This window comes from Actinoplanes sp. L3-i22, assembly GCF_019704555.1.
Classification (GTDB): Bacteria; Actinomycetota; Actinomycetes; order Mycobacteriales; family Micromonosporaceae; genus Actinoplanes.
This window is the reverse complement of sequence record NZ_AP024745.1, coordinates 2,166,310-2,189,374: the sequence shown is the minus strand read 5'-3', so window position 1 is coordinate 2,189,374 and position 23,065 is coordinate 2,166,310. Positions and strand designations below refer to the sequence as shown.

The 23,065-nt window shown below is 70.8% G+C and carries 22 protein-coding genes; 5 read left to right on the top strand and 17 right to left on the bottom strand.

The features are described from left to right. Positions 1–21 precede the first annotated feature (21 nt). Genes L3i22_RS10015 through L3i22_RS10005 form a run of 3 tightly spaced genes read left to right on the top strand, consistent with a single transcriptional unit; the run spans position 22 to position 2,908 of the window. On the top strand, positions 22–1,248 hold the full coding sequence (locus L3i22_RS10015; RefSeq protein WP_221326681.1) for an ABC transporter substrate-binding protein: 1,227 nt from the start codon (positions 22–24) through the stop codon (positions 1,246–1,248). Next, positions 1,245–2,111, top strand: a complete 867-nt coding sequence (locus tag L3i22_RS10010; RefSeq protein WP_221326680.1) for a carbohydrate ABC transporter permease — start codon at positions 1,245–1,247, stop codon at positions 2,109–2,111. The genes L3i22_RS10015 and L3i22_RS10010 overlap by 4 nt, the downstream gene beginning before the upstream one ends. Beyond that, entirely contained in the window at positions 2,108–2,908 is an 801-nt protein-coding gene (locus L3i22_RS10005; protein WP_221326679.1) for a carbohydrate ABC transporter permease, read from the top strand. Before L3i22_RS10010 ends, L3i22_RS10005 begins: the two co-directional genes overlap by 4 nt. Here L3i22_RS10005 and L3i22_RS10000 read toward each other — a convergent pair. The 13 genes from L3i22_RS10000 to L3i22_RS09940 all read right to left on the bottom strand — a co-directional run bounded on the left by L3i22_RS10000 (position 2,898) and on the right by L3i22_RS09940 (position 17,397). Further along, on the bottom strand, positions 2,898–3,221 hold the full coding sequence (locus L3i22_RS10000; RefSeq protein ID WP_255658087.1) for an STAS domain-containing protein: 324 nt from the start codon (positions 3,219–3,221) through the stop codon (positions 2,898–2,900). The genes L3i22_RS10005 and L3i22_RS10000 overlap by 11 nt on opposite strands. A 91-nt stretch (positions 3,222–3,312) precedes the next feature. Then, complete coding sequence (locus L3i22_RS09995; RefSeq protein WP_255658086.1) at positions 3,313–4,791, bottom strand: PstS family phosphate ABC transporter substrate-binding protein; 1,479 nt, start codon at positions 4,789–4,791, stop codon at positions 3,313–3,315. 131 nt (positions 4,792–4,922) lie between these two features. Beyond that, positions 4,923–5,747, bottom strand: coding sequence for an SDR family oxidoreductase (locus L3i22_RS09990; RefSeq protein WP_221326677.1), 825 nt, complete (start codon positions 5,745–5,747; stop codon positions 4,923–4,925). Between the two features lie 126 nt (positions 5,748–5,873). Next, on the bottom strand, positions 5,874–6,662 hold the full coding sequence (locus tag L3i22_RS09985; protein ID WP_255658085.1) for a hypothetical protein: 789 nt from the start codon (positions 6,660–6,662) through the stop codon (positions 5,874–5,876). Further along, the gene (locus tag L3i22_RS09980) at positions 6,659–7,060 is read right to left on the bottom strand and encodes a PPOX class F420-dependent oxidoreductase (protein WP_221326676.1); all 402 of its coding nucleotides are present in this window, start codon (positions 7,058–7,060) and stop codon (positions 6,659–6,661) included. The genes L3i22_RS09985 and L3i22_RS09980 overlap by 4 nt, the downstream gene beginning before the upstream one ends. 164 nt (positions 7,061–7,224) lie before the next feature. Beyond that, positions 7,225–8,298 (bottom strand): sulfurtransferase, encoded by a 1,074-nt coding sequence (locus L3i22_RS09975; RefSeq protein ID WP_255658084.1) that lies wholly within the window; start codon positions 8,296–8,298, stop codon positions 7,225–7,227. Between the two features lie 49 nt (positions 8,299–8,347). Continuing rightward, entirely contained in the window at positions 8,348–9,286 is a 939-nt protein-coding gene (locus tag L3i22_RS09970) for an ABC transporter substrate-binding protein (RefSeq protein WP_221326675.1), read from the bottom strand. After that, complete coding sequence (locus tag L3i22_RS09965; RefSeq protein ID WP_221326674.1) at positions 9,283–10,026, bottom strand: ABC transporter ATP-binding protein; 744 nt, start codon at positions 10,024–10,026, stop codon at positions 9,283–9,285. The genes L3i22_RS09970 and L3i22_RS09965 overlap by 4 nt, the downstream gene beginning before the upstream one ends. Continuing rightward, entirely contained in the window at positions 10,019–10,768 is a 750-nt protein-coding gene (locus L3i22_RS09960) for an ABC transporter permease (RefSeq protein WP_221326673.1), read from the bottom strand. Before L3i22_RS09960 ends, L3i22_RS09965 begins: the two co-directional genes overlap by 8 nt. After that, positions 10,765–11,772 carry an ABC transporter substrate-binding protein gene (locus L3i22_RS09955; protein ID WP_221326672.1) on the bottom strand — a complete coding sequence of 336 codons (1,008 nt, stop codon included), beginning with the start codon at positions 11,770–11,772 and terminating at the stop codon, positions 10,765–10,767. The genes L3i22_RS09960 and L3i22_RS09955 overlap by 4 nt, the downstream gene beginning before the upstream one ends. Before the next feature lie 73 nt (positions 11,773–11,845). Further along, positions 11,846–14,110: an FdhF/YdeP family oxidoreductase gene (locus L3i22_RS09950; protein WP_221326671.1), complete on the bottom strand. Its 2,265-nt coding sequence runs from the start codon at positions 14,108–14,110 to the stop codon at positions 11,846–11,848. Positions 14,111–14,169: 59 nt separating this feature from the next. Next, on the bottom strand, positions 14,170–15,369 hold the full coding sequence (locus tag L3i22_RS09945) for a hypothetical protein (protein ID WP_221326670.1): 1,200 nt from the start codon (positions 15,367–15,369) through the stop codon (positions 14,170–14,172). Between the two features lie 33 nt (positions 15,370–15,402). Beyond that, a complete protein-coding gene (locus L3i22_RS09940) occupies positions 15,403–17,397 on the bottom strand; it encodes an MDR family MFS transporter (protein ID WP_221326669.1) in 1,995 nt (664 codons plus the stop codon). 136 nt (positions 17,398–17,533) lie between these two features. Between L3i22_RS09940 and L3i22_RS09935 the strand changes: the two genes are divergently transcribed. Beyond that, on the top strand, positions 17,534–18,541 hold the full coding sequence (locus L3i22_RS09935; protein ID WP_221326668.1) for an SDR family NAD(P)-dependent oxidoreductase: 1,008 nt from the start codon (positions 17,534–17,536) through the stop codon (positions 18,539–18,541). Positions 18,542–18,903: 362 nt separating this feature from the next. On the opposite strand, the gene L3i22_RS09930 is transcribed toward L3i22_RS09935, so the two are convergent. Further along, positions 18,904–19,449 (bottom strand): TetR family transcriptional regulator, encoded by a 546-nt coding sequence (locus tag L3i22_RS09930; RefSeq protein ID WP_221326667.1) that lies wholly within the window; start codon positions 19,447–19,449, stop codon positions 18,904–18,906. 227 nt (positions 19,450–19,676) lie between these two features. Between L3i22_RS09930 and L3i22_RS09925 the strand changes: the two genes are divergently transcribed. Further along, complete coding sequence (locus tag L3i22_RS09925; protein ID WP_221326666.1) at positions 19,677–20,021, top strand: hypothetical protein; 345 nt, start codon at positions 19,677–19,679, stop codon at positions 20,019–20,021. A 46-nt stretch (positions 20,022–20,067) separates the two neighbouring features. Here the strand turns inward: L3i22_RS09925 and L3i22_RS09920 are convergent, their stop codons facing one another. Genes L3i22_RS09920 through L3i22_RS09910 form a run of 3 tightly spaced genes read right to left on the bottom strand, consistent with a single transcriptional unit; the run spans position 20,068 to position 23,041 of the window. Beyond that, positions 20,068–20,364 carry a MoaD/ThiS family protein gene (locus L3i22_RS09920; RefSeq protein ID WP_221326665.1) on the bottom strand — a complete coding sequence of 99 codons (297 nt, stop codon included), beginning with the start codon at positions 20,362–20,364 and terminating at the stop codon, positions 20,068–20,070. After that, complete coding sequence (locus L3i22_RS09915; RefSeq protein WP_221326664.1) at positions 20,361–21,476, bottom strand: exo-alpha-sialidase; 1,116 nt, start codon at positions 21,474–21,476, stop codon at positions 20,361–20,363. Before L3i22_RS09915 ends, L3i22_RS09920 begins: the two co-directional genes overlap by 4 nt. 26 nt (positions 21,477–21,502) lie before the next feature. Then, entirely contained in the window at positions 21,503–23,041 is a 1,539-nt protein-coding gene (locus L3i22_RS09910) for a methyl-accepting chemotaxis protein (protein WP_221326663.1), read from the bottom strand. Positions 23,042–23,065: the final 24 nt, after the last annotated feature.

The window sequence follows — 23,065 nt, the reverse complement described above, 5'->3', positions numbered from 1 at the left end:
AGATCTGTAAATATCTCCGCCATGTCTTACTCCCGTCGCCAGCTCCTTCGACTCGCCACCGGCGCCGGCGCGGCGTCCCTCCTGGCCGCCTGCGCGGGCCCGGGCGGTTCGTCCTCGTCGACCTCCACAACGGACGGCCCGATCTCCTTCGCCCACTGGCGGGCCGAGGACAAGGAGGTCTTCGAACAGATCATCAAGGACGCCAAGCTTTCGGTACGGCAGGACATCTCCCCGTCGAACGACTACCAGAGCACCGCCCTGCAGAAGCTCCGCGGCGGCTCGGTCGGCGACGCGTTCACCGCGTTCCGCGGGGCGCAGTTCCTGGAGATCGCCAAGGCCGGCGTCTGGACCGACCTGACCGGCCGGGCGCTGGTGGCGAAGTACGAGCCGAACCTGATCACCGCGGGCGCGCAGGACGGCAAGCAGCTCGGCCTGCCGTACCAGCTGGTCTTCAACACCCCGCTGGCCAACCGCGACCTGGTGACCGAGACGCCCAAGGACTGGGACGGCTTCCTGGCCCTGCTCGAGACACTCAAGGGCAAGGGCGTCACGCCGATCGCCTGGCCGGGCGGCGACGCGGCCAACGCCGGTCAGCTGCTCAACGTGATGGTGGTCAACAACGCGCCGACCGACGACGCGCTCGGCAAGATCGAGACGGGCGAGGCGAAGGTGACCGACGACTGGTTCCTGACCGTCCTCAAGCAGTATCAGCAGCTGACGCCGTACCTGCAGAAGGGGGCGACCGGGACCAGCAGCGACGCCGCGCTGGCCCTGTTCGCGCAAGGCAAAGCGGGCCTGCTCGCGACCGGCTCGTTCCAGGTCTCCGGGGTGCGCAAGCTCGGCGCGACGTTCCCGATCGACCTGCTCGCGCCGATCACCACCACCGCCGACAAGGCGAAGTACGAGGGCGTCTTCAACGCGACGTTCATCCTCGGCGTGAACGCGAAGTCGTCCAAGCCGGACGCCGCGCAGGCCTGGCTCGACCACCTGTCCGACCCGGCGGTGGCCGGCGTCTACGCCAACGGCACCGCGCAGCACGTCACGGTCCAGGGCGTCGAGTACACCAACGCCGACCTCAAGGCGCTCGCCCCGTGGCTGACCAGGAAGACCGCGCTCGCCCCGCGCTTCCAGTTCAGCAACCTGGACGTCCGCGGCGCGGTGGAGAACGCGGCCGTGCAGGTGGTCGGCGGCAAGAGCCCGGAGGAGGCCGCCGAGGCCGCGCAGAAGGTCGTCGACCAGAAGAAATGAGAAGCAGCCGCGCCCTCTACCTGTTCGCGGCGCCCGCGCTCGCCCTGTACGGCGGATTCTTCCTGCTGCCCGCCGTACAGGGCCTGCGCTACGCCACCACCGACTGGGACGGCTACAGCCCGGCGTTCCACGACGTCGGCGCCGCGAACCTGACCGACGTCGTGACCGATGACGACCTGTTCCGCCACGCGCTCACCAACAACCTGAAGTTCCTGCTGGTCGTGGTGCTCGGGCAGACCGCGCTGGCGCTGCTGCTGGCGGTGCTGCTGGCCGCCCGTAGCCGGGGCTCGACGTGGCTGCGGGCGCTGTTCTTCCTGCCGACCGTGCTGTCCTCGGTGTCGGTCGCGTTCATCTGGAAGTTCGTCTACGACCCGAACTTCGGGCTGGCCAACGCGGTCCTGCGCGGGGTCGGACTGGGCCGGTTCGAGTCGGCGTACCTGGGCAACGAGGGCACCGCGATCCTCTGGGTCGCGGTCGCGCAGATCTGGTTCCACGCCGGGCAGATGATGGTCGTCTACATCGCCGGCATCAACCAGATCCCGGGCGAGCTGTACGACGCGGCACGCACCGACGGGGCCGGGCGGTGGCAGCAGTTCCGGCACGTCACCTGGCCGATGATCGCGCCCGCCACCGCGCTGGTGGTCGCGTACACCACGCTGCAGTCGTTCAAGGCGTTCGACCTGATCCTGGGCCTGGCCGGGAACCCGCCGCGCTCCAGCCTGGACGTGCTGGCGACGCGGATCTACTCGACGTTCGCGAACTCGCAACTCGGGTACGCGGCGGCCGAGTCGATCGTCTTCATGGTCGCGATCGCGCTCGTCACGTTCCTGCAGAACCGAGCCGCGCGGGTGGCCCACGGATGAGGCGGCTGGTTCTCGCGATCTACTCGCTGCTGATCGTCGTACCCCTGGTGGTGATCGTGGGTGGCAGTTTCAAGACCACCGCGGATCTCTTCGCGTCGCCGTTCGGCCCGCCGACCCGGCCGACGCTGGACAACTACGTCACGATCCTGGCGAAGCAGGACCTGCTGCGGGTGCTCGGCAACAGCATCCTGGTGGTCGCCGTCTCGGTGCCGGTCACGCTGCTGCTGGGCAGCCTGGTCGCGTTCGCGGTGGCCCGGCTGCCGCGCTGGCCGTCGCGGATCCTGTTCGGGATCTTCGCGCTCGGCCTGGCGGTGCCCGCGCAGGCGGTGATGATCCCGCAGTACGTCCAGTTCGACCGGCTCGGACTGCGCAACAGCCTGACCGGGCTGATGCTGGTCAACGTGGTGGTCACGCTGCCGGTGGCGGTATTCATCCTGGCCGGCTTCATGCGCACGCTGCCGGTCGAGCTCTTCGAGGCGGCCGAGATCGACGGGGCCGGGTCGTGGGCGGCGTACCGGCGGATCGCCGTGCCGGTCTCCGCGCCCTCGCTGGCCGCGACCGCGATCTTCCTGGTCGTCATGCACTGGAACGACCTGCTGTATCCGCTGCTGTTCATCGACGACCCGGCGAAACGCACGCTGCCGCTGGCGCTGCTCGACTTCCAGGGTGAATACCTCACCGAGTATCCGCTGCTGTTCACCGGGGTGGTGGTCGCGTCGCTGCCGATGGTGCTGGCCTACGCGTTCCTGCAGCGCCACTTCGTCGCCGGCATCACCGCCGGCGCGGTCAAAGGGTAGAGCTGACCCGCTGCCGGGGAACACCCGCGGCGGTCAGGCGGTCGGTGACGGCCCCACTAGGGCTGCGCACCAGGACCGTCACGTGGTGGTCGTCGCCGAGATCACAGGCGGCGACCACCGAGCCCAGCTCGATCGGATCCACCTCGGGAACGTCGGTCAGGTCGACGATCAGCGTCACCGGGCGCACCCGGCGCAGCGTGTGCACCAGCGCGAGCCGGAACTCGTCGGCCCGGCCCGGATCACCGGCCCCGTGCGGGCTGATGATCACGCTGCCATCGTCAGCGGTGCGAATCTCCAGGACGGGACCAAGCATCGGAGCACCCTCCGTCACCTTGCGTTCAGCCGCCGGACCACCATACGACCAGAATGACCTTGCCGTCGATCACCCTGACCGTTACACCCTCTCAGACCGGCTGGCAGCGCGCCGGGTTCGCCAGTTCGGGGCAGGGGCGCAGGCCGTGCGAGCGCAGGATGTCGCTGCCCACCTGGGTGGTCAGGAAACGCAGGAAGCTGGCGCCCAGCGAACGGGCGGCCGGCTCCCCGACCGTGTACGCGTACTCCGTCTCCCAGAACGGGTAGAGATGCGCGTCGGCCTCCTCGACCGTCGGCGGGTGATCGTCGAGGCGGACCGTGACCACGCCCTTCTCGCCGGCCGCCGCGCCGGCCTCGCTGTACCCCAGCGCCCCGGACGTGCCGGCCACCGTCTCCAGCAGTTTCGCGGTGTCGCCGACCTCGCAGATGAAGCTCCTACCGGCCGACTCGCGCGGGCAGACGTCCACGGTGGCCGGTGCCTCGGTCCCGTCGCCGAGCACGCGCGCCTTGAACGCGGCCCGGGTGCCGGAGCCGCGGTGCCGGAGGATCAACCGGATCGGCAGGTCCTTGCCGCCGACCGCCTTCCAGTTCGTGACCTTGCCCGCGTAGATGTCCTTGACCTGGGCCGACGTCAGGTCCCGCACCCCGGCGTCCGGGTTCGCGACCAGGGCGAACAGGAAAAAGCTGATCGGCCGGCCGATCAGCGCCGGCATCCCGTCCGCCTTGTGCCCGTCGGAGAAGGCCAGGAACTCGCCCTTCGCACCGGCCCGGCCCCGATCGTCCAGCGCGGCGACCCCCTCGCCGCTGCCGGCCATCGCGAAGTCGAACGACGCGCCCGGGCACAGATCGCCGTAGGCGTCCGCGGCCTCCTCGACGATCGGCTTGAACGCGGTCGAGCCGTAGACCGTGACGTGCCCGGTGGTGCAGTCGAGCGGGGCGCCGCTGTCGCTGCGCAGGAAGACCACCAGCTGCGCGAGCACCAGCACGACCAGGAAGCCGACCAGGGCGATGATGCGTTTCGGCGTGCCGATCCGGCTCTGCGACTCGACGATCCGGCCGTCCTTGATGTCGCCCTCGAGGATCGGCGGGCCGGGCTCGCCGGTGACCCCGGAGACCCGCTCCAGGGCGGCGAGCACCTTGTAGTGCGCGGACCGGTTCATCGGCACCTTGGGCAGCTCGACGACGCCGCCGGCCGGGTGCTTGTCGCTCTCCTCCCGGAAGGCGGTCCGCAGGTCGCGGAAGTTCGCCCGCAGCGAGTCGTTGCTCAGCTCGGTGATGACGGTGCCGACGACCTTCCGGTTCGGGAAGAAGAACCGGATCCCGAACCGGTCGTCGTCCAGCGCCACGTAGTCGTGCGTGTCGATGTACGTGAAGCCGTTGTTCTCCACCCGCAGCAGCACCAGCGAGGCGTTCTTCAGCGGGACACCGTGGTTCTGCAGCTCCAGCAGCGCGCCCGGCAGCTCGGCGTCGGTCTCCGCGACGTTCGTCGTCGTGGTGTCCATCTGCACCCGGAAGCCGAGACGTTTCCGGCCTTTGAGGACGAACTCGTAGAACGCCGCGATGCTCGGCACCACCACACCCAGCGTCGCCAGCGCGACGCTCCACCAGAATTCGATGACCGCCTCCGCAAGCCCTCAAGGACTTCGATGCTATGGCGGCGGGAGCGCGGCGACGCAGGTCATCCGTAGTCTTCAGCGAACGTTCACGCCCGCGCCAGCAGGTCGGCGACCGAGGTGGCCGGGTGACCGGTCAGCTCGGCGATATGGGAGGTCACCCCGGACAGCTCGCCGGCCGCGATCGCCGTGTAGGTCGAGACCCACGCGTCCAGTTGCCACTGTGGAGCGTGGTAGGACGCGCGGGAGGCGTACGCCTCGTCCACCGTCTCCGCGTGATACCGCGCCCCGATCAGGCCGGCGATCTCGGCGAGGGTCAGCGCTTCCGGCCCGGTCAGGTCGTAGGTCCGGCCGGCATGCGCGCCGGGATCCCGCAGCACCGCGACGGCCGCGTCGGCGATGTCGTCCTGGGCCACCGCGGCGACCCGCCCGTCCCCGGCCGGGCCCCGGATCACCCGGTCCTCGCCGGCCAGCATCGGCAGGAAGTCCGCATACAGGTTGTCCCGCAGGAACGTCGCGGCCAGGCCGGTCGAGCGGATGTGCCGCTCGGTCGCGAAGTGGTCGCGGGCCAGCGTGAACGTCGCGTCCGGCGCCGCGCCGTAGAACGAGATGTAGACCAGGTGCCGCACCCCGGCGGCCGCGGCGGCGTCGATGAACGTGCGGTGCTGGGCGACCCGGTCCGGCGTCTCCGACGCCGAGACCATCAGGACCGTGTCCAGGCCGGCAAGGGCGGCACGACAGGCTTCGCCGTCGTCGAACGGCGCGACCTCCGCCTCAGCGCCGGCCAGCTTCGGCGCTCGCGCCACATCTCGCACGAGCAATTTCTGCCGTACGCCGAGAGCCGCCAGCCGCGCCGCCACCCGCCCGCCGAGCTGCCCGGTCGCCCCGCTGACCCCGATAAGTCGATCACTCATCCCCTCATCCTGCCCCGGTCACCGGCGCAACGCCGAACAGTCCCGGAAGCGGAGCTACCCGCGAATCGGCACGCTCGTCGCGAGCTCACCGGCGGGGTGCCGCCCACGGATCCGGGGTCGGCGGATTCAGGATTCCTCGTTCTCGATGATCAGATCCGCCGGCATGCCGCCCGCGTAGAACGCGTCCTCGTGCGCGGCCCACCGTTGCCAGTGCGGGGCATAGGTCTCCCCGTCCCGGGCCAGGGCGCGCCGTTTGCGCACGGCTGCGGCGCTGTTCAAAAAGACAATTCCGCTCAGGTACGGGCGGAGCACACGCGCGCCGGCACCGACGCCCTCGATGATCAGCCAGGGCGCGGGCGGGACCGGGTGGCTCTCGGCGTACTCATGGGCCGGCCAGTCCCAGCGGCGCCAGCTCGCCGGCTGCCCGTTCGCCAGCGGCTCCAGGACCCAGTCGCGCAGGTTGGCGACGCCCTCGTCGAGGCCGTCCCAGCCGGCGTAGAGGTCGTCCATGTGGATCAGCGGGGCCGCCAGGCGGTCGGCGATCGCCCTGGCCAGGGTGGTCTTGCCGGAGCCGGACCGACCCTCGACGGCCAATACGCGGCGCTCCCCCGCGGACGGCTCCCGATCCTGGGACCAGGCGAGAACCCGCTCGACGTTGGCCGCCAGCCAGCCCGCACCCACTTGCCCGCCCGCGCCCGCTTCCCCATCCGCGGCACCCGGCCCGCTCGCGCCCACTCGCGCCTCCGCGGCACCCAGCCCGCCCGCGCCCGCTTCCCCATCCGCAGCACCCAGCCCGCTCGCGCCCACTCGCGCCTCCGCGGCACCCAGCCCGCTCGCGCCCACTTGCCCGGCTGCGGCTGCCTGCCCGCCCGCGCCCTGCCCGATTTTTCGGGATTTTTCGGTGTCGTCGCTCATGCGATGTACCGCACCCGGGACGGGGTGATCCGGAGGACGACCCGATCGGCCTCCTGCACCGGATCGGTCACCACGTGCGCCGCGCCGGTGTAGCGCCGCGCCAACTCGTTCACCAGGGCGTGCGCGTCCTCCCCGGTGACCCGGGCGGTCCCCCTGATCTCGGCATAGCGGGCCGGCCGTGCCCGATCGTGCAGCAGCACCGTGACCCGCGGATCACGCTCGATGTTGCGGACCTTCCGCCGCCCGCCCTTGGTGGCCATCAGCAGATCGTCGCCGTCCCACCCGGCCCACATCACCGAAAGCTGCGCACCGCCGTCCGGCTCGACGGTCGACAGGATCGCGAACTCCGGCCGTTCCAGCAGCTCCCGCACCTGCGGCCCGAGCACTACGCCACCCATCGTAGGCCGCTCCGCACCCACCCCCGGAGGTTTTCCACACTGGCGCTCTGTCCACAGGCCACCGACCCGATCTTGCGAATTCCCGCCATACTGACCAGCGGCTCCTCCCCCAGGGTGGGTGGGTCGTACGGTTGCGGGCGGGCCATCGGACATGTCGGGATTTGTCACTCGATGATCCCTGCGCGGCCGAGCTCGACGGGCAGCGTGGGGTCGGCCGACCACTCCTCCAGCGAGCCGTCGTAAAGCGCCACGTCGCGTCGGCCGGCCGCGGCCAGCGCCAGCGCGACCACCGTCGCGGAGATGCCGCCGCCGCAGTAGAGCCAGACCAGCGCCGGGTCCTCGACCAGACCGCCGAGCGCGGCGCGCAACTCCGGCTCCGGCAGGAAGCGGCCGTCCGCACCGGTCAGTGACCGTGCCGGGAGGTTGCCGCTACCCGGGATGTGCCCACGCCGCGAGTACCGGGTCGGGACCTCGCCGGCGAACGCCTCGGGGTTCAGTGCGCACAGCACGGTCGCGTCCACGTCTCCGGCCAGCCACGCCGCCAGGTCCCCCTTCCCGACCCACCGCCCATCCCGGACCCGCACCGTCAGCCCCACGCCCCGGCCAGCACTCAGCGGCGTGTCGGAGCTGCTGAACGAGCCCTCAACACCAGCCGCCGACCCACCGCTGGCACCCACGGCTGCCTCACGACCGCCGAAAGAACCGCCAGCACCAGCCGACGGCTCACGGCTGGCACCCACCGCTGCCTCACGACCGCCGAAAGAACCGCCAGCACCAGCCGACGGCTCACGGCTGGTGCCCCCGGCTGCGGCAGGGTTGCTGGTGACGGGGAGGCCGGCGGACTGCCAGGCCTTGAAGCCGCCGTCCAGGACGTAGGCGTCGAGGCCGAGCCAGTCGAGCAGGTACCAGAGGCGGGCGGCCCACAGGCCACCGGCGCGGTCGTAGGTGACGACCGGGACACCGTCCCGGACCCCGAGGTCTGCCAGGGCCGCGGCCAGGGCGGACGGGGACGGGACCGCGAAGTGGTACGGGGCCGCCGGATCGCTCAGTTCGTGCAGCAGGTCGGCGTGGCGGGAGCCGGGGATGTGGGCGCCGCGCCAGCCGGCCAGGCCCGGGACCGAGCGGTGATCGCCGTCGTGCCGGGCCGAGGCCAAGTCGACGGTGGCGTCCAGGATCAGCACTTCGCCCCGCTGACGGCGTACCTCCACATCGGCCGGAGCCAGCAGCGGCCCGGTCATCGCGGCACCCCGGTGAGCGGGCAGCGGGCCGCGTGATGGTTGAAAGCGGTCATCGCGGCAGCTCCGTGAGCACCGAGGTGGTCGCGGGCAGGGCCGTCGGGTGGATCGCCTCGCGCCAGTCGAACGTCGCCGGGAGGATGGCGTTGGCGGCGAGCCAGTCGGTGTACGGCGTCATCAGCTCCGGGCGGATGGTGCCCCAGCGGTCGCCGTGCCACCAGGTCGGCGCGATCAGCTCCAGGGAGCGGGCCAGGATCGGGCGCGGGAAGTACGGGATGACCCGGTCCAGCACGTCGAGCGCGGCGGCCGGGTCGTCGGTGGCGGCGCGGTAGCCGCGGGCGGTCGCCTCGAGGAACGCCGCCAGCAGCGCCGGGTCGGTGAGCGCGGGCCCGGTGCCGAGCAGGTAGCTGTGGTACGGCGGCGCACCGATCTCGTCGACCGGCCAGACGATCCGCTCCGAGCCGGGGAGCTGGGCGAACAGCGCGTCCCAGGCCCAGTATCCGCCGAACGTCGCGTCGACCGTGCCGGCCGCGATGTCGTCGACGCTCAGCTCGCGGTATCCACTGTCGACCAGTTCGACCGCGTCCGGGTCGCCGCCGTCCGCGGCGATCAGGTGCCGGACCATGGCGACGCCGCGCGGGGTCGGGTTCAGCGCGAGCCGCCGGCCGGCCAGGTCCCGGGGGCGGGTGATGCCGCGCCCGGCCACCGTCTGGATGGTCTCCATGCCGCGGTGGTTGATCGACGCGACGCCGTGCAGCGGCTGGCCGGCGGCGCTGCGGACCAGCAGCCGGTTGGTCGGGAAGACGCCGAGGTGCGCCTCGCCGCGGACCAGGTGTTCCAGGGTGTCGCCGCGCAGCGGATCAAAAACGGTCAGCTCGACGTCCAGGCCGGCGTCGCGGTACCAGCCCTGGTGGCTGGCGACGTAGAGGCCGGCGGCGTTCGTCCACGGGTGGAAGTATTCGAGCATCACGCGCACGTGGGTGAGGGTCATGACGGGCTACCTGTCAGCAGATCGGTGAGGTGGCGGCGCAGTTTGACGAACTCCGGGTCGTCGACGACGTCGGCGCGGCGGGGGCGGTCGAACGGCACGGTGATCTTCTCGAGGACCGTGGCGGGGCGGTGCGAGAAGGCGTACACGGTGTCGGAGAGCAGCAGCGCCTCCTCGATGTTGTGGGTGACGAACAGGACCGAGCGACGGTTCGCCTCCCAGATGTCCAGCAGCCAGCGGTGCATCTCGGAGCGGGTCATCGCGTCCAGCGCGCTGAACGGCTCGTCCAGGCAGAGCAGCTCCTGGTCGGAGATGAGCGCGCGGAGGAACGCGACGCGCTGCTGCATGCCACCGGAGAGCTGGTGCGGGTAGGACCGGGCAAAACCATCGAGACCTACCCGGGCCAACCACTCGCGGGCGACCTTGCGGTCCGCTCTACCCGCTATTTCCCGCGACAGTACGACGTTGGCCTCGATCGTGCGCCACGGCATCAGCGCCGGCTGCTGCGGCATGTAGCCGATCAGTCCGCGACGGCCGATCGCGTCGACGCCGTTGATCTCGATGGTCCCGGCGGTCGGCGTGAGCAGGCCGCCGATGAGCTGAAACAACGTGCTTTTTCCGCTGCCGGACGGCCCGACGATCGAGACGAACTCGCCCTCCGCCACCGAGATGTCCAGATTTTTCAGGACTTGGAGGTCCGCGAAACTGTGATCGAGTGCAGCCACCCGCAGCGTGTCAGCCATGACGCCGCCCCCTCACCGTGAGCCGCTCCAGAAGTGCGACAAGTCCAAAGATCACCAGCGCCAGGATCACCACGATGGCGATCGCCACGAACATCCGATCCGCCCGGAACGCCGACTTCTGGATGATCATGTACCGGCCGATCCCCTGCTCACTGCCGAGCCACTCCGAGATGATCGCCCCGAAGACGCTGTACGTCGCGGCGATCTTCAGCCCGGAGAACATCGTCGGCAGCGCGTTCGGCCACTGCAGCTTGGTGAACAGCTGCCGCCGGCCGGCCCCGCTCATCAGCAGGTAGTCGGCGATCAGCGCGTCACTGCGGCCCAGCCCGTCCAGCGTCGCGACGGCCACCGGGAAGAAGCAGACCAGCACGATCACCACGATCTTCGGCGCGATGCCGAAGCCGAGCCAGATCACCAGCAGCGGGGCGAGCGCGATGATCGGCACGTTCTGGCTGATCACCAGCAGCGGGTAGACCGCCGCGCGCAGGAACGGCACCAGGTGCAGCACGATCGCGATGAGCAGGCCCGCCGCGACCCCGGCGGCCAGGCCGTACAGGGTCAGCTCGGTCGTCGCCAGGGTGTGCGTGGTCAGCGCCGCACGCTGCTCGACCGCGGCGGCCCAGATGTCGGCCGGGCTGGGCAGCAGCCACTTGTCGATCCCGGACACGCTCGTGTAGATCTGCCACCCGGCGATCAGCACGATCAGCGTGATCGCCGGCGGCAGCCACTTGCGCCAGGTCACGACGCCGAGGGCAGGAAGTCGTTGGTGTACGCCTTCGAAGCGTCCACCTTGGTGGTCAGCACCTTCTGGTCGTAGAGCCACGCGGAGAAGTCCGTCCACACGGCGTCCTTCTGCTCACCCCAGCGCGCCGCGTCGTCCTGGTACTTCGGGCTCAGCCACTCCTGGCTCTTCTTGACCAACTCGGCGTCCAGGTCGGGCGCGGCCTTGAGCAGGATGTCGGCGCTCTCGGCGGCGTTCTTCGCGGCGTACGTGTACCCCTCGGAGACCGCCGCGGTGAAGTCCTTGACCAGCTGCGGGTCACCGCTGATCCGCTTCTCGTTGGTGATCAGGATCGGGGTGTAGAAGTCCAGCGCCTTGTCGTAGTCCTTGACGTACTGGATGTTCACCGGCGCGCCTTTGAGCTCGGCGTTCACACCGTCCCAGCCGTAGAAGATCCACTCGAAGTCGATGCCCTTCTTGGTCGCGGTGAGGAAGTCGGCCTCGCCGACGTTCACCACCTTGACCTTCTCCGGGTCGCCACCGTCCGCCTTGACCAGGGTCTTGAGCAGCGGCTCCTCGATCGCGCCGCCGTAGCCGCCGTAGGTCTTCCCGGCGTACTGCGCGGGGCGGGTCAGGTTCCGGTCCTTCGGCGAGGCGAAGCCGGACGTGTTGTGCTGGATGATCGCCGCGATCGAGACCACCGGGGCGTCCTGGGCGCGGGCCTGGGTCAGCGCCTCCTGCGCGCTGATCGCGAACGGGATCTTGTCCGCGGCGACCAGCGAGGCCGGGTCGGCGTCGCCCGGCTGGACGATCTCGACGTCCAGGTTGTGCGCCTTGAAGAAGCCCTTGGCCTGGGCCACGTACAGCCCGGTGTGGTTGGTGTTCGGGGTCCAGTCCAGCGCGATCTGGACCTTGCGGAGCGTGCCGGCCGCGGCAGGCTGCTCGTCCTTGTCCCCGCAGGCGGCCAGGGCGACGGTAAGGGTGGTGCCCGCGAACGCGGCGAGAAGGCTACGACGGTTGATCATGGATGGCAACGTACGGACGTAACAGCCCGTTCACCAGTAAGAAGTGGCCCGCATTACACACCCTTCCCACATATCAGACTGAATTACTAGGAGATAGTCGCACGATCACCCACTTCGAGGTGGGGGTGCCGCTCTCCTCGGCCTGCGAGTCGAGCGGGACGAGCGGGTTCGTCTCCGGGTAGTAGGCGGCGACACAGCCCTTAGGGGTGTCGTACTCCACCAGGCGGAAGCGCTCGGCCCGCCGCTCCTCGCCGGCCCACTCGGAGGTCAGGTCGACCAGGTCGCCGTCGGCGAAACCGAGCTCGGCCAGGTCGGCCGCGCTGATGAAGACGACCCGGCGGCCCGAGTAGATCCCCCGGTAGCGGTCGTCGAGGCCGTAGATCGTGGTGTTGAACTGGTCGTGGCTGCGCAGCGTCTGCAGCACCAGCCGGCCCTCCGGCACGGTCATCACCTCGAGCGGGCTGACCGTGAAGACCGCCTTACCCTCCCGGGTCGGGAACGTGCGCGAGTCGCGCGGCGGGTGCGGCATGGTGAAGCCGCCGTTGTCGACCTTGTTCGCGTAGTCGTCGCAGCCCGGCACGACCCGGCCGATCCGCTCCCGGATCCGCCCGTAGTCCTCGGCGAAGTCGGACCACGGGATCTCGTGCCGGTCGCCGAGGGTGGCCTGGGCGATGCCGCAGATGATGTCGACCTCGGAGCGCAGCAGCGGCCCGGCCGGCTCGGAGCGGCCCCGCGAGGCGTGCACCGCGGACATCGAGTCCTCCACGGTGATCCGCTGCACCTGGCCGCCGGTCAGGTCCTGCTCGGTACGGCCGAGCGTCGGCAGGATCACCGCGACCCGCCCGGCGTCGAGGTGGCTGCGGTTGAGCTTGGTGGAGATCTGCACGGTCAGCTCGGCCCCGCGCATCGCGGCCGCGGTCACCTCGGTGTCCGACATCGCGGCCACGAAGTTGCCGCCGAGCGCGAGGAAGACCTTGGCCCGCCCGTCCCGGAACACCCGGACCGCGTCGGCGGCGTCCACCCCGTGCTCGCGGGGCGGCTCGAAGCCGAACTCGTCGCGCAGCCGGTCCAGGAACACCGCGGGCGGCTTCTCCCAGATGCCCATGCTCCGGTCGCCCTGCACGTTGGAGTGCCCGCGGACCGGGCAGAGGCCGGCGCCCGGCTTGCCGATCATGCCCTGCAGCAGGGCGACGTTGACGAACTCCTTGATCGTGGCGACCGCGTTGCGGTGCTGGGTGATGCCCATCGCCCAGCAGTGGATGATCCGTTTCGACGAGGCCAGCATGTCGGCCGCCGCCTCGATCTCGGCCCACTCCAGCCCGGTGGCGGCGAGCACGGCCTCCCGGTCCACGTTCGCCACGTGCTTGGCCCAGGCCTCGAAGCCGACCGTGGACGAGTCGATGAACTCCTGGTCGGCCACGTTCTTCTGCAGGAGCAGGCCGCCGATCGCCTGCCAGAGCGCCAGGTCACCGTTGGAGCGGATGCGCAGGAACCGGTCGGCCAGCCCGGTGCCGCCGCCGACCAGGCCGCGCGCCTTCTGCGGGTTGTCGAAGCGCAGCAGGCCGGCCTCGGGCAGCGGGTTGATCGCCAGGATCTTCGCGCCGTCGCGCTTGGCGATCTCCAGCGCGGTCAGCATCCGCGGGTGGTTGGTGCCCGGGTTCTGCCCGGAGATCACGATCAGGTCGGCCTGGTGCAGATCCTCCAGGGTGACCGAGCCCTTGCCGACGCCGATCGTGCGGGTCAGCGCCGAGCCGGTCGACTCGTGGCACATGTTGGAGCAGTCGGGCAGGTTGTTGGTGCCGAGCGCGCGGGCGAAGAGCTGATAGACGAACGCGGCCTCGTTGCTGGCCCGGCCGGAGGTGTAGAAGACCGCCTCGTTCGGATCGGCCAGCTCCCGGAAGTGCGCGCCGATCAGGGCGAGCGCGTCGGCCCAGGAGATCGGCTCGTAGTGGGTGCCGCCCTCGCGGCGGATCATCGGGTGCGTGAGCCGGCCCTGTTTCTCCAGCCAGTGATCGGTCTGCTGGGCCAGCTCGGCGACCGGGTGCGCGGCGAAGAACGCCGGGCCGGCGGTGTCCCGGGTGCCCTCCCAGGCGACCGCCTTCGCCCCGTTCTCACAGAACTCGGCGGCGTGCCGGTGGCCCTGCGGGTCGGGCCAGGCACAGCTCATGCAGTCGAAGCCGTCGTGCTGATTGAGGGTGCGCAGGTTGCGGACGGTCTTGCGAACGCCCATCTGCTGCACGGCGTTGGCCAAGCTCAGCCGGACGGCCTTGAGCCCGGCCGCGCGGTCGGCCGGTGGACCGACGTGCAACCGGGCTTCTTCCTCATCGATCGGCGCCATGAACCAAGCATGCCCCCTGCCCCGGGGGCCGAGTCCAGTGGGATCTTCAAGCTGAGTGTTCAGGCGATCTCTTGACGCAGCTCGGCCAGCACCGCCGGGGACGGCCAGTCGTCGACGCGGTAGCGGGCCGGGGCGAGCAGTGGCTCCGCCTCCAGGCCGACCCGCTCGGCGACCGCGTCCCAGGGCACCCGGAACTGCGGGCCGGAGTCCGGGTGCACGAACGCGATGGTGTCCGCCTTCGGCAGCAGCGTGCTGACCCCCGCGGTCCACACCGCGACGGTCTCCGGGACGCCGCCGACCGGCTCGGCCGCGAGCAGGCCGCCGACGTGCACCTCGACGCCGGCCTGCGCGTACTGCTCGGCGAGCCAGTCGGTCTGGCCGTGGTACTCGGTCAGGGCGAGCAGCGTCTCGGCCCGGCGGGCGGAGAGGAAGTGCGGGTGGCCCGGCGGCGGCGTGTACGCGACCGCCCGCCCCTGCGACCCGGCCACGTAACCGACCGGGGACAGGCTGCGCGGCGCCTCCTTGAAGTGCTGGTCGACCAGGGCGTAGAACGGCTCGGCGGTGGTCTCCGGCAGCGGGCAGAGCAGCAGGGTGTTGTTGTCCGGCGCGAACGCCAGCACCGGGCCGCCGAGCCGCTCGCCGACCTCGGCCAGCCAGCCCGGGGCGAGCAGCAGGGAGGTGAAGTACGCGTCACCGTCGTCGAGCATGCTGATCAGCGGCTGTCCGCTGGGCCACGGCTGGTCGAGCGAGGCACGGGCCATCTCGGCGAGGTTGGCGCGGGCCGTCGCGAACACCTCCTCGGCGGAGACACCCCACTCGTCGACCCGGTCCGGGACGACGTAGGCCATCGCGTCCGGCTGGTCGACGACGACCAACTCCTTGAGGTACGGCAGCGCCGCCCGGGAGATCGGGGGTCGCATGCCGGGCGGCCCGGCGGAGCCGAAGGTTACCGGGCGCAGCACGGGACGGAGCTTCGTCCGTACCGAATCCCAATTGTCCTGAGGCGGCGGAGCCGCCATGATGCGGACCAGTTTCGCGAGGCGCTCCTTGCGCTCAGCGGCGGTCGCGCCCTCGGTCTCGCGGAAGATGTTCGCGAGGTAGATGTGGGCCGGCCCGGGCGAACCGGTGCGATAGATCGCGATGGAGAAGTCCTCCGGGCGGGCCACCGCACGTTCGACGCCGGGAGTTCTCCGGGCGACGCGGAGAGCCAGCGCCGCGAATCGGCGCCGGGGAGAGACGAACCTGTCCAGCAATCCCACGGCGGAACCCTAACCGACCCGGCGCGCGGAGAATCAGGCTCGGCCGGGGGAACCGGCCGGCGCGGGCTCGTCCACCAACCTCGTGGCGATGTTGGTCAGCGCCTGGTCCAGCAGGGCGCGGTCGCCGGGATCGGTCATCGTGAAATCCTCCAGCCGGGCGTCGAGCCACTCCCGCCAGGCCTGCCGCACCCGGTCGAACTGTTCCTGGCCGGACTCGGTGAGACGCACCGTGTCACCGTCGAGTCTGGCGTATCCGGCCTGGCAGAGGTCGGTGAACGCGGGTTGCAGCACCTCCGGCGGCATCCGGTGGGTCCGCGCGATCGCGTCCACGTCGGCATGCCCCCGCGCCCGCGTGTACAGGTGCGTCTGTCCCATCGCCCAGGCCTGCGAACGGCTGAGCCGGCCACCCGAATCGGCCAGGATCTCGTCCAGCACCGTCCGGTCATGTCCGGCTTTGCGCATGGTGTCACTGATCGCCCGCTCGAGTTGCGCGACCCGGTCGGTGGGGGCCGGCGCCTGGAAGCCCTCGCCCACGTCGGTGGCGTGCGAGCGGGCGCCGTCGCGCAGCGGCAGCTCCTTGAGGAACCACGCGACGACGAAGCCGAGGACGGCGACCGGGACGACCCAGCGGAAGACGTAGGCGATGGTGTCCGCGTACGCCGCGATGATCGGATCCGCCAGCGCGCCGCTCAGCCGGTGCAGCGCCTCGGGGCTGGCCGCGGCCGGGTTCTGGACCGCCGGGAAGGTGGCGAGCTTGTTGCTGAACAACGTGCCGAAGATCGCCGTGCCGAACGAGCTGCCCAGCGTCCGGAAGAACGTGACGCCCGAGGTAGCGGTGCCCAGGTCGGCGTACGGGACGGTGTTCTGCACGACGATCGTCAGCACCTGCATGCTCAGCCCGATCCCCATGCCGAGCACGAACATGTAGAGCGACATCAGCCACGCGCCGGTCCCCGGTCCCATGGTCGACATCAGCCACAGCCCGACGCTCAGCACCGCGCCGCCAAGGATCGGAAAAATCCGATATTTACCGGTACGACTGACCAGGTTGCCGGACAGGATCGAGGTCAGGAACAGCCCCGCGACCATCGGCAGCGTCCGCACCCCGGACCCGGTCGCCGAGACACCGTCCACATACTGCAGATACGTCGGCAGGAACGTCATCGCGCCGAGCATCGCGAACCCGACGATGAAGCTCAGCGTCGAGCAGACCACGAACACCGAGTTGCGGAACAGCCGCATCGGCAGCATCGGCTCCGGCGTCCTGAGCTCGACCAGCACGAACGCGGTGAGCAGCACGACCGAGGCGGCGAACAGGCCGACGATGGTGAACGAGCCCCAGGCGTACTCGTTGCCGCCCCAGGACAGCGCCAGGATCATGCTGGACGCCCCGAGCGCGACCAGGGCGATCCCGGCGTAGTCGACGACCGGCCGGGTGCCGGACCGGATCGACGGGATGGCCCGGGCCGCGATCCCGAGCACCACGATCGCCACCGGCACGTTGATGTAGAACGCCCAGCGCCAGCTCAGATGATCGGTGAACAGCCCGCCCAGGGTCGGCCCGACCACCGTGGTGACGCCGAAGACCGCGCCCAGCGCGCCCTGGTACCGCCCCCGGTCGCGCAGCGGGATGACGTCCGCGATCAGCGCCATCGCGGTCACCATCAGGCCACCGCCGCCGATCCCCTGGATCGCCCGCGCCCCGATCAGCATCACCATGTCCTGCGCGATCCCGCACAGCACCGAGCCGCCGACGAACACCAGCACGCTGATCTGGAAGACCGTCTTGCGCCCGAACAGGTCGCCGAACTTCCCGGCCAGCACCGTCGAGATCGTCTCGGCCAGCAGATACGCCGTGACCACCCAGGACATGTGCCCGGCGCCGCCGAGGTCGGCGACGATGGTCGGCAGCGCGGTCGAGACGATCGTCTGGTCCAGCGCGGCGAGCAGCATGCCGAGCAGGATCGCCGTGAAGACGATGTTCGTCTGGCGCCGGCTCACCATCGCGGCCGTGTCACCGCTGGTCATGAGCCTCAGTCTTGCGGCCCGGCCCGCCCCGCGGGCGGCGATCCCGGAATTCCCCGGCCCTTCCCCTCCGGCCGCCAAGTAAACTAAGTTGACTTCGCTTGCACACCCCCGTCGTACTCCCCCGGAAGGATCGAACATGGCCAAGACCCTGACCGCCGCCAGCACCATCGGCGACTGGCTGGCACACCCGGAGGGCGGCCCCGCGCTGCGCCACCTGCTCGGCCAGGGCGGCACGTTCGACGAGTCCAAGCTCAGCCCGGTCCGGCAGCTGCCGCTGCAGCAGCTGGTCGCGCTCAGCCAGGGCCAGTTCCCCCAGGAAGCCGTCGACGCGCTGGTCCTGCAGGTCAACGGCGGCGTGCTCCCGACTGAGGAGACCGACACCGGCGCCTGGCGGGAGAAGATCACCCCGGGCCGCTTCGCCGGCCAGACCGTGATCGTCACCGGCGCCGCCTCGGGCATCGGCCGCGCCACGGCGTCCCGCATCGCCCGCGAGGGCGGCCGGGTGATCGCCGTCGACATCACCGCCGAGGGCCTCAAGTCGCTCGCCGACGACCTCGGCGACGCGATCGTGCCGGTGACCGCCGACATCACCCGGGACGCGGACATCGCCGAGATCGTCGCCGCCGCCGGCGACCGGATCGACGGCCTGGCCAACATCGCCGGCGTCGTCGACGACTTCACCCCGGTCCACGAGACGTCCGACCAGGTCTGGGACCGGGTCTTCGCGGTCAACGTCGACGGCGTCTTCAAACTCACCCGCGCGACGATCCCGGCCATGCTCGCCGCCCGCCGCGGCGCGATCGTCAATGTCGCCTCGGAAGCCGCGCTGCGCGGAAATGCCGCCGGAATCGCCTACACCGCGTCCAAGCACGCGGTCGTCGGCATCACCAAGAACACCGCGTTCATGTACGGCAGCGAGGGCATCCGCGTCAATGCGGTCGCGCCGGGCGGCGTCGCCACCGGCATGCGCCCCACCAACCAGTCCGCGTTCGGCCTCGGCAAGACCGGCCCGTTCCTGCAGCTCATCCCGGCGGTCGCGGCCGCCGAGCACCTGGCCGCCGCCATCACGTTCCTGCTCAGCGACGACGCGGTCAATCTGAACGGCGTCATTCTCCCCTCCGACGGCGGCTGGTCCATCCAATAACCGGCACCATTTCGACAACGCATTCCCGAGCAAAACCTGAGGATCACATTCTTCATTGCCTCGGCTGCGGCCAATAACTGATCGTCGCTCCCGCGGGGACCCTTGCGGGCCTCGCAAGGGCGCGGGCGCCCAGAACACGAGGCCCGCAAGGGCGACGTCCGCGGGTGGTCACGGTTTCAAAGAACCCCGCGAGCCGGCACCCACTCCCGGCCCAGCCGCGGCTCGCGGACCCGGCTGGTGCTCACGGCTGCCGCACACCCGCTGAAGCAACCCTGACGACCAGCCGGGACCGCGAGCGATGCGCGGAGCCGGGCCACAGCGCGGGGTTGCGGGCCCGGCGGGGGCGGTGTGCCGGGCGCGGGTCAGGGTGGGGTGATCAGCTGTTGGAGCAGGGCGCCGTAGCGGGTGACCAGGTCGTGCGGGTCGGCGGCGACCAGGTGGGTGTCGCCGACCACCCAGAGGGCGTAGAGCAGACCGCCGACAACCGCGGCCGCCAGCCGGGCCCGCAGGTCGGCGTCCGGCCCGGTCAGGCGGGAGCGCAGCGGGCCGACGAAGGTGCGCTCGTGGATGGCCTGCAGACGCTCCTTGATCTGGGGCTCGTTCGAACCGCGGACCAGCGCCAGGTAGACGCCACGGATGTCGTCGTCGGCGAGGAGCCGGGCGACGAACCGCTCACCGAACTCGGCCGGGGGCACGGCGAGCAGCGGCTCGTCGTCGATGGTCAGCTGCATGGTGTCCAGGAACAGCAGCTCCTTGCTGCCGAAGTGCCGGATCACCAGGGCCGGGTTGCTCGCCGCGAGGGCCGCGATGTCCCGCACCGACGTGCGGGAGTAGCCGCGCTCACGGAACAGCCGGGTCGCCGCCGAGCGGATCTCCTCGCGGGTCGCCGCGCCCGTACGCCTCACCATGCCCCTGATGGTATGCCCCCGCACGTCCGGCGAGCCTGCCCATATACCGCATCAGATAACCTTTTTACGGTTAAATCCTGCTAGTTCGTCCGATCGAGTGAACCGATCGTCATTTCGAGCACCTGAGCTGAGAGCACCCGGAGCGGCCGCTTTCCCCGATCCGGGAGAGCGGCCGCCGTTCCCGTGGTCAGCTGAGGTCAACGGCGTACAGGCAAGGAAGTGATCACATGCGAACAGCGACAAAGATCGCGGCCGTGAGCGGCGGGGTCCTCGCCGTGCTGGCGATGGCCGCGGGGCCGGCGCAAGCCGGGCCGAAGGATGATCCGGACGTGCGGGCCGCGTGCGACACGTTCAACCGCATCGGGGCCGAGACCGGCCTCTGGACCCACCACGACTGCGCGCACTGGCGTGCGAACCGCAGCTCAGTGGTGATCATCAGCAACAACGACTGGCCGATCGACTTCGGCTCCCTGCCGCAGGTGGTGAACATCAACGGCATCGGCGTCGGCGGCGCCCGGACGATCACGATCGCGCCACCCCGGGACCAGAAGCCACCGCCGAAGGGCAACTGAGTCCGGCCCGGTGTCCGGGGCGGCCCCGGACACCGGAACAACGAGGTCAGCCGCCGGCCATCGCGCCGACGACCATGAACGGCTCCTCGCCGCGGACCACCCGCTCCGGCAGGGGATCGTCCGGCGACTCGTTGGACAGGTCCTCCTCGCAGGCGAAGAACCGCACCAGCGGCCGCCGCCGCCCGCTGGCCCGGTCCCGGATGGTCCCGGCGAGCATCGGATAGTCCCGCTCGACCGCGTCCAGCACGGCCCGCTGGGTGACCGGCCCGTCCACCTCGACCCGGACCTCCTTGCCGGCGCCGGCCAGCGTCCGCAGGTGCACCGGCAGCTCCACCCGGATCACGGCAGCACCTGGACCTCGACGGAGAGCACCGGCGGCAGGTCGCGCACCACCGCGGTCCAGGTGTCGCCGCTGTCCGACGACGCGTACACCTGCCCGGCGCTGGTCCCGAAGTAGATGCCGCACTCGTCGAGGGTGTCCACGGCCATCGCGTCCCGCAGCACGTTGACGTAGCAGTGCGACTGCGGCAGGCCCGTCGTCAGCGCCTCCCACTCCCCGCCACCGCTGCGGCTGCGGTAGACGCGCAGCTTGCCGTCCATCACATAGTGCAGCGAGTCGCTGGTGATCGGGACGACGTAGATCGTCTCCGGCTCGTGGGCGTGCACCGCGATCGGGAAGCCGAAGTCGGTCGGCAGGTCGCCGCTGATCTCGCGCCACCGGCCGCCGGCGTCGTCGGTCCGCATCACGTCCCAGTGCTTCTGCATGAAGAGCGTGTCCGGCCGGGACGGGTGCATGGCGAGCCGGTGCACGCAGTGCCCGACCTCGGCGTCCTCGTCCGGGATGCCGCCGGAGCGCAGGCCGGCGTTGATCGGCAGCCAGGTCGCGCCGCCGTCGTCGGTGCGGAACGCCCCGGCCGCGGAGATCGCCACGTACATCCGCTCCGGGTCGGTGGGGTGCAGCAGGATGGTGTGCAGGCACATCCCGCCCGCACCGGGCTGCCAGGACGGGCCGGTCCGGTGCTGCCGCAGCGCGGTCAGCTCCTCCCACTTCTGCCCGCCGTCGGTGGACTTGTAGAGCGCGGCGTCCTCGGCGCCGGCCCAGACGGTGTCCGGGTCGGTCCGGGACGGCTCCAGATGCCAGATGCGCTTGAACTCCCACGGGCGGGCGGTGCCGTCGTACCAGAGGTGGTCACCGACCGGCGCGGCGTAACCGAAGTCGTTGCCGATCGCCTGCCAGTTCTGCCCGCCGTCGTCGGAGCGCTGCATGATCTGGCCGAACCAGCCGGACGTCTGGGATGCCCAGAGCCGGTCCGGATCGGCCGGGGAACCGTTGAGGTGGTAGATCTCCCAGCCCGCGAAGTGCGGCCCGTCGACCTTCCAGTCCTGGCGCGTCCCGTCCGAGGTGAGGATGAACGCGCCCTTGCGTGTGCCTACCAGAAGTCGTACGCCAGTCATGCACCTCACCATGCCCGAAAAAACGCTCACCCTTCCAGAGCGCGGGCCATTTCAGCCTGTTCAGCGAGGACGTCGTTCATCCGGACCTGGACCGCGTCCATCTTGCCGATCGTCTCGCTGGTGGTGTGGATGCCGGCCGCGACGGTCTCCGCGCTGGCCTGGATCCCGGCGATCTGCTGGGCCACCTTCTGGGTCGCCTCGGCGGTCTCCCGCGCCAGGTCCTTGACCTCGCCGGCGACCACCGCGAAGCCCTTGCCGGCCTCCCCGGCCCGGGCCGCCTCGATGGTGGCGTTGAGCGCGAGCAGGTTCGTCTGCTCGGCGATCGACTCGATGATCTTGATGACGTCGCCGATCGCGGTGGAGGCCTGCCCCAGCGCGGCCACCTCGGCGGTCATCGCCGAGGCGCGGGTGACCGCCTGCTCGGCGACCGCGGTGGCGTCGCCGCTGGCGTTGCGCAGCCGTTCGACGGTGTCCAGCAGCGCCCGCGCGTTGGTCGCCGACCGCTCGCCGGCGCGCAGCACCTCGAGACGCTGGTTGGTCAGCTGCTGCACGTTGCGCAGGGCGGCCGCCCGGGACTCGGAGAGGTCGATGTACTCGGTGGTGAAGAAGTCCATGGTGCCGACGATCTGGTCGTGGCTCATGATCGGGAAGCAGACCCCGGAGCGGACCCCGGCGCGGCCGGCGGCGGGCGCCCGCACGCAGTCGGTGAGGTCGGACAGATCGCGGACGAAGACCAGGTCCCGGGCCCGCCAGGCGCGGCCGGAGAGGCCCACCCCCTCGGCGAACGTGGCGGCCAGCGTGACCTTGCGGAACTCGTCGCCGGCCGAGCCGGACTCGACCTGGAACTTGAGCACGTTCTCGTTCGGGTCGACCTCCCAGTACGAGCCGTACGCCCAGCCGAACGCCTTGCGCACCGCGTCGAGGGCGGCCCGCAGCGCGGACTGGCTGTCCTGCGCCGAGCCGAGCTGGTTGACCACGGTGGTGACCGCGATCCGGTCGTCGGCCGCCTGGCGCAGCTCGGCCGCGGCGACCGCGCTGGTCCGGGCCCGCTCGGCGATCCGGGCGATGGCGGCGAGCTTCTCCCGGCGCGCGGTGTCCAGGTAGAGCGGGGTGGGCGAGTAGTACTCCAGGATCGCGAGCACCTCGGTGCCCCGGACCACCGGGATGGCGGCCCCGGCGATCATTCCGGCCTTCATCGCGGCCTCGCAGCGCCGGCAGTCGCCGCACTCGTCCGGGGACTCGGCGACCGCCGTCTGCCGGGTCCGGTAGGCGCGCCCGATCAGGCCGGTGTCGGGCCGCAGCACCGAACCGGCGGTGACCGCCTGCACCTGCGAGCTGATCCGCCCGACCTCGTGCAGCAACTTCAGCTGGCCGCCCTCGGGGATCCAGATGGCGCCGTATCCGAAGTCGTAGGACTCGACCGTGCTGGCCACCGTGATCCGCCAGGCCGTGGTCTCGTCGATCGCCGAGTCCAGGGCCAGGACCAGCTCTTCCAGGGCCTCGATGTCACGTGGGACGGGCCGCGCGACCTCCTCGCCGGCCTCCCGCGAACCGAACCATCGCACGCCGCTCTCCTCTGCCGTACAGGA

Bases quoted from the DNA above. Each gene is read 5' to 3' on its own strand.
- L3i22_RS10015 (WP_221326681.1), top strand. From the start codon at position 22: ATGTCTTACTCCCGTCGCCAGCTCCTTCGACTCGCCACCGGCGCCGGC.
- L3i22_RS10010 (WP_221326680.1), top strand. From the start codon at position 1,245: ATGAGAAGCAGCCGCGCCCTCTACCTGTTCGCGGCGCCCGCGCTCGCC.
- L3i22_RS10005 (WP_221326679.1), top strand. From the start codon at position 2,108: ATGAGGCGGCTGGTTCTCGCGATCTACTCGCTGCTGATCGTCGTACCC.
- L3i22_RS10000 (WP_255658087.1), bottom strand. From the start codon at position 3,221: ATGCTTGGTCCCGTCCTGGAGATTCGCACCGCTGACGATGGCAGCGTG.
- L3i22_RS09990 (WP_221326677.1), bottom strand. From the start codon at position 5,747: ATGAGTGATCGACTTATCGGGGTCAGCGGGGCGACCGGGCAGCTCGGC.
- L3i22_RS09985 (WP_255658085.1), bottom strand. From the start codon at position 6,662: ATGAGCGACGACACCGAAAAATCCCGAAAAATCGGGCAGGGCGCGGGC.
- L3i22_RS09980 (WP_221326676.1), bottom strand. From the start codon at position 7,060: ATGGGTGGCGTAGTGCTCGGGCCGCAGGTGCGGGAGCTGCTGGAACGG.
- L3i22_RS09975 (WP_255658084.1), bottom strand. From the start codon at position 8,298: ATGACCGGGCCGCTGCTGGCTCCGGCCGATGTGGAGGTACGCCGTCAG.
- L3i22_RS09970 (WP_221326675.1), bottom strand. From the start codon at position 9,286: ATGACCCTCACCCACGTGCGCGTGATGCTCGAATACTTCCACCCGTGG.
- L3i22_RS09965 (WP_221326674.1), bottom strand. From the start codon at position 10,026: ATGGCTGACACGCTGCGGGTGGCTGCACTCGATCACAGTTTCGCGGAC.
- L3i22_RS09955 (WP_221326672.1), bottom strand. From the start codon at position 11,772: ATGATCAACCGTCGTAGCCTTCTCGCCGCGTTCGCGGGCACCACCCTT.
- L3i22_RS09950 (WP_221326671.1), bottom strand. From the start codon at position 14,110: ATGGCGCCGATCGATGAGGAAGAAGCCCGGTTGCACGTCGGTCCACCG.
- L3i22_RS09940 (WP_221326669.1), bottom strand. From the start codon at position 17,397: ATGACCAGCGGTGACACGGCCGCGATGGTGAGCCGGCGCCAGACGAAC.
- L3i22_RS09935 (WP_221326668.1), top strand. From the start codon at position 17,534: ATGGCCAAGACCCTGACCGCCGCCAGCACCATCGGCGACTGGCTGGCA.
- L3i22_RS09930 (WP_221326667.1), bottom strand. From the start codon at position 19,449: ATGGTGAGGCGTACGGGCGCGGCGACCCGCGAGGAGATCCGCTCGGCG.
- L3i22_RS09925 (WP_221326666.1), top strand. From the start codon at position 19,677: ATGCGAACAGCGACAAAGATCGCGGCCGTGAGCGGCGGGGTCCTCGCC.
- L3i22_RS09915 (WP_221326664.1), bottom strand. From the start codon at position 21,476: ATGACTGGCGTACGACTTCTGGTAGGCACACGCAAGGGCGCGTTCATC.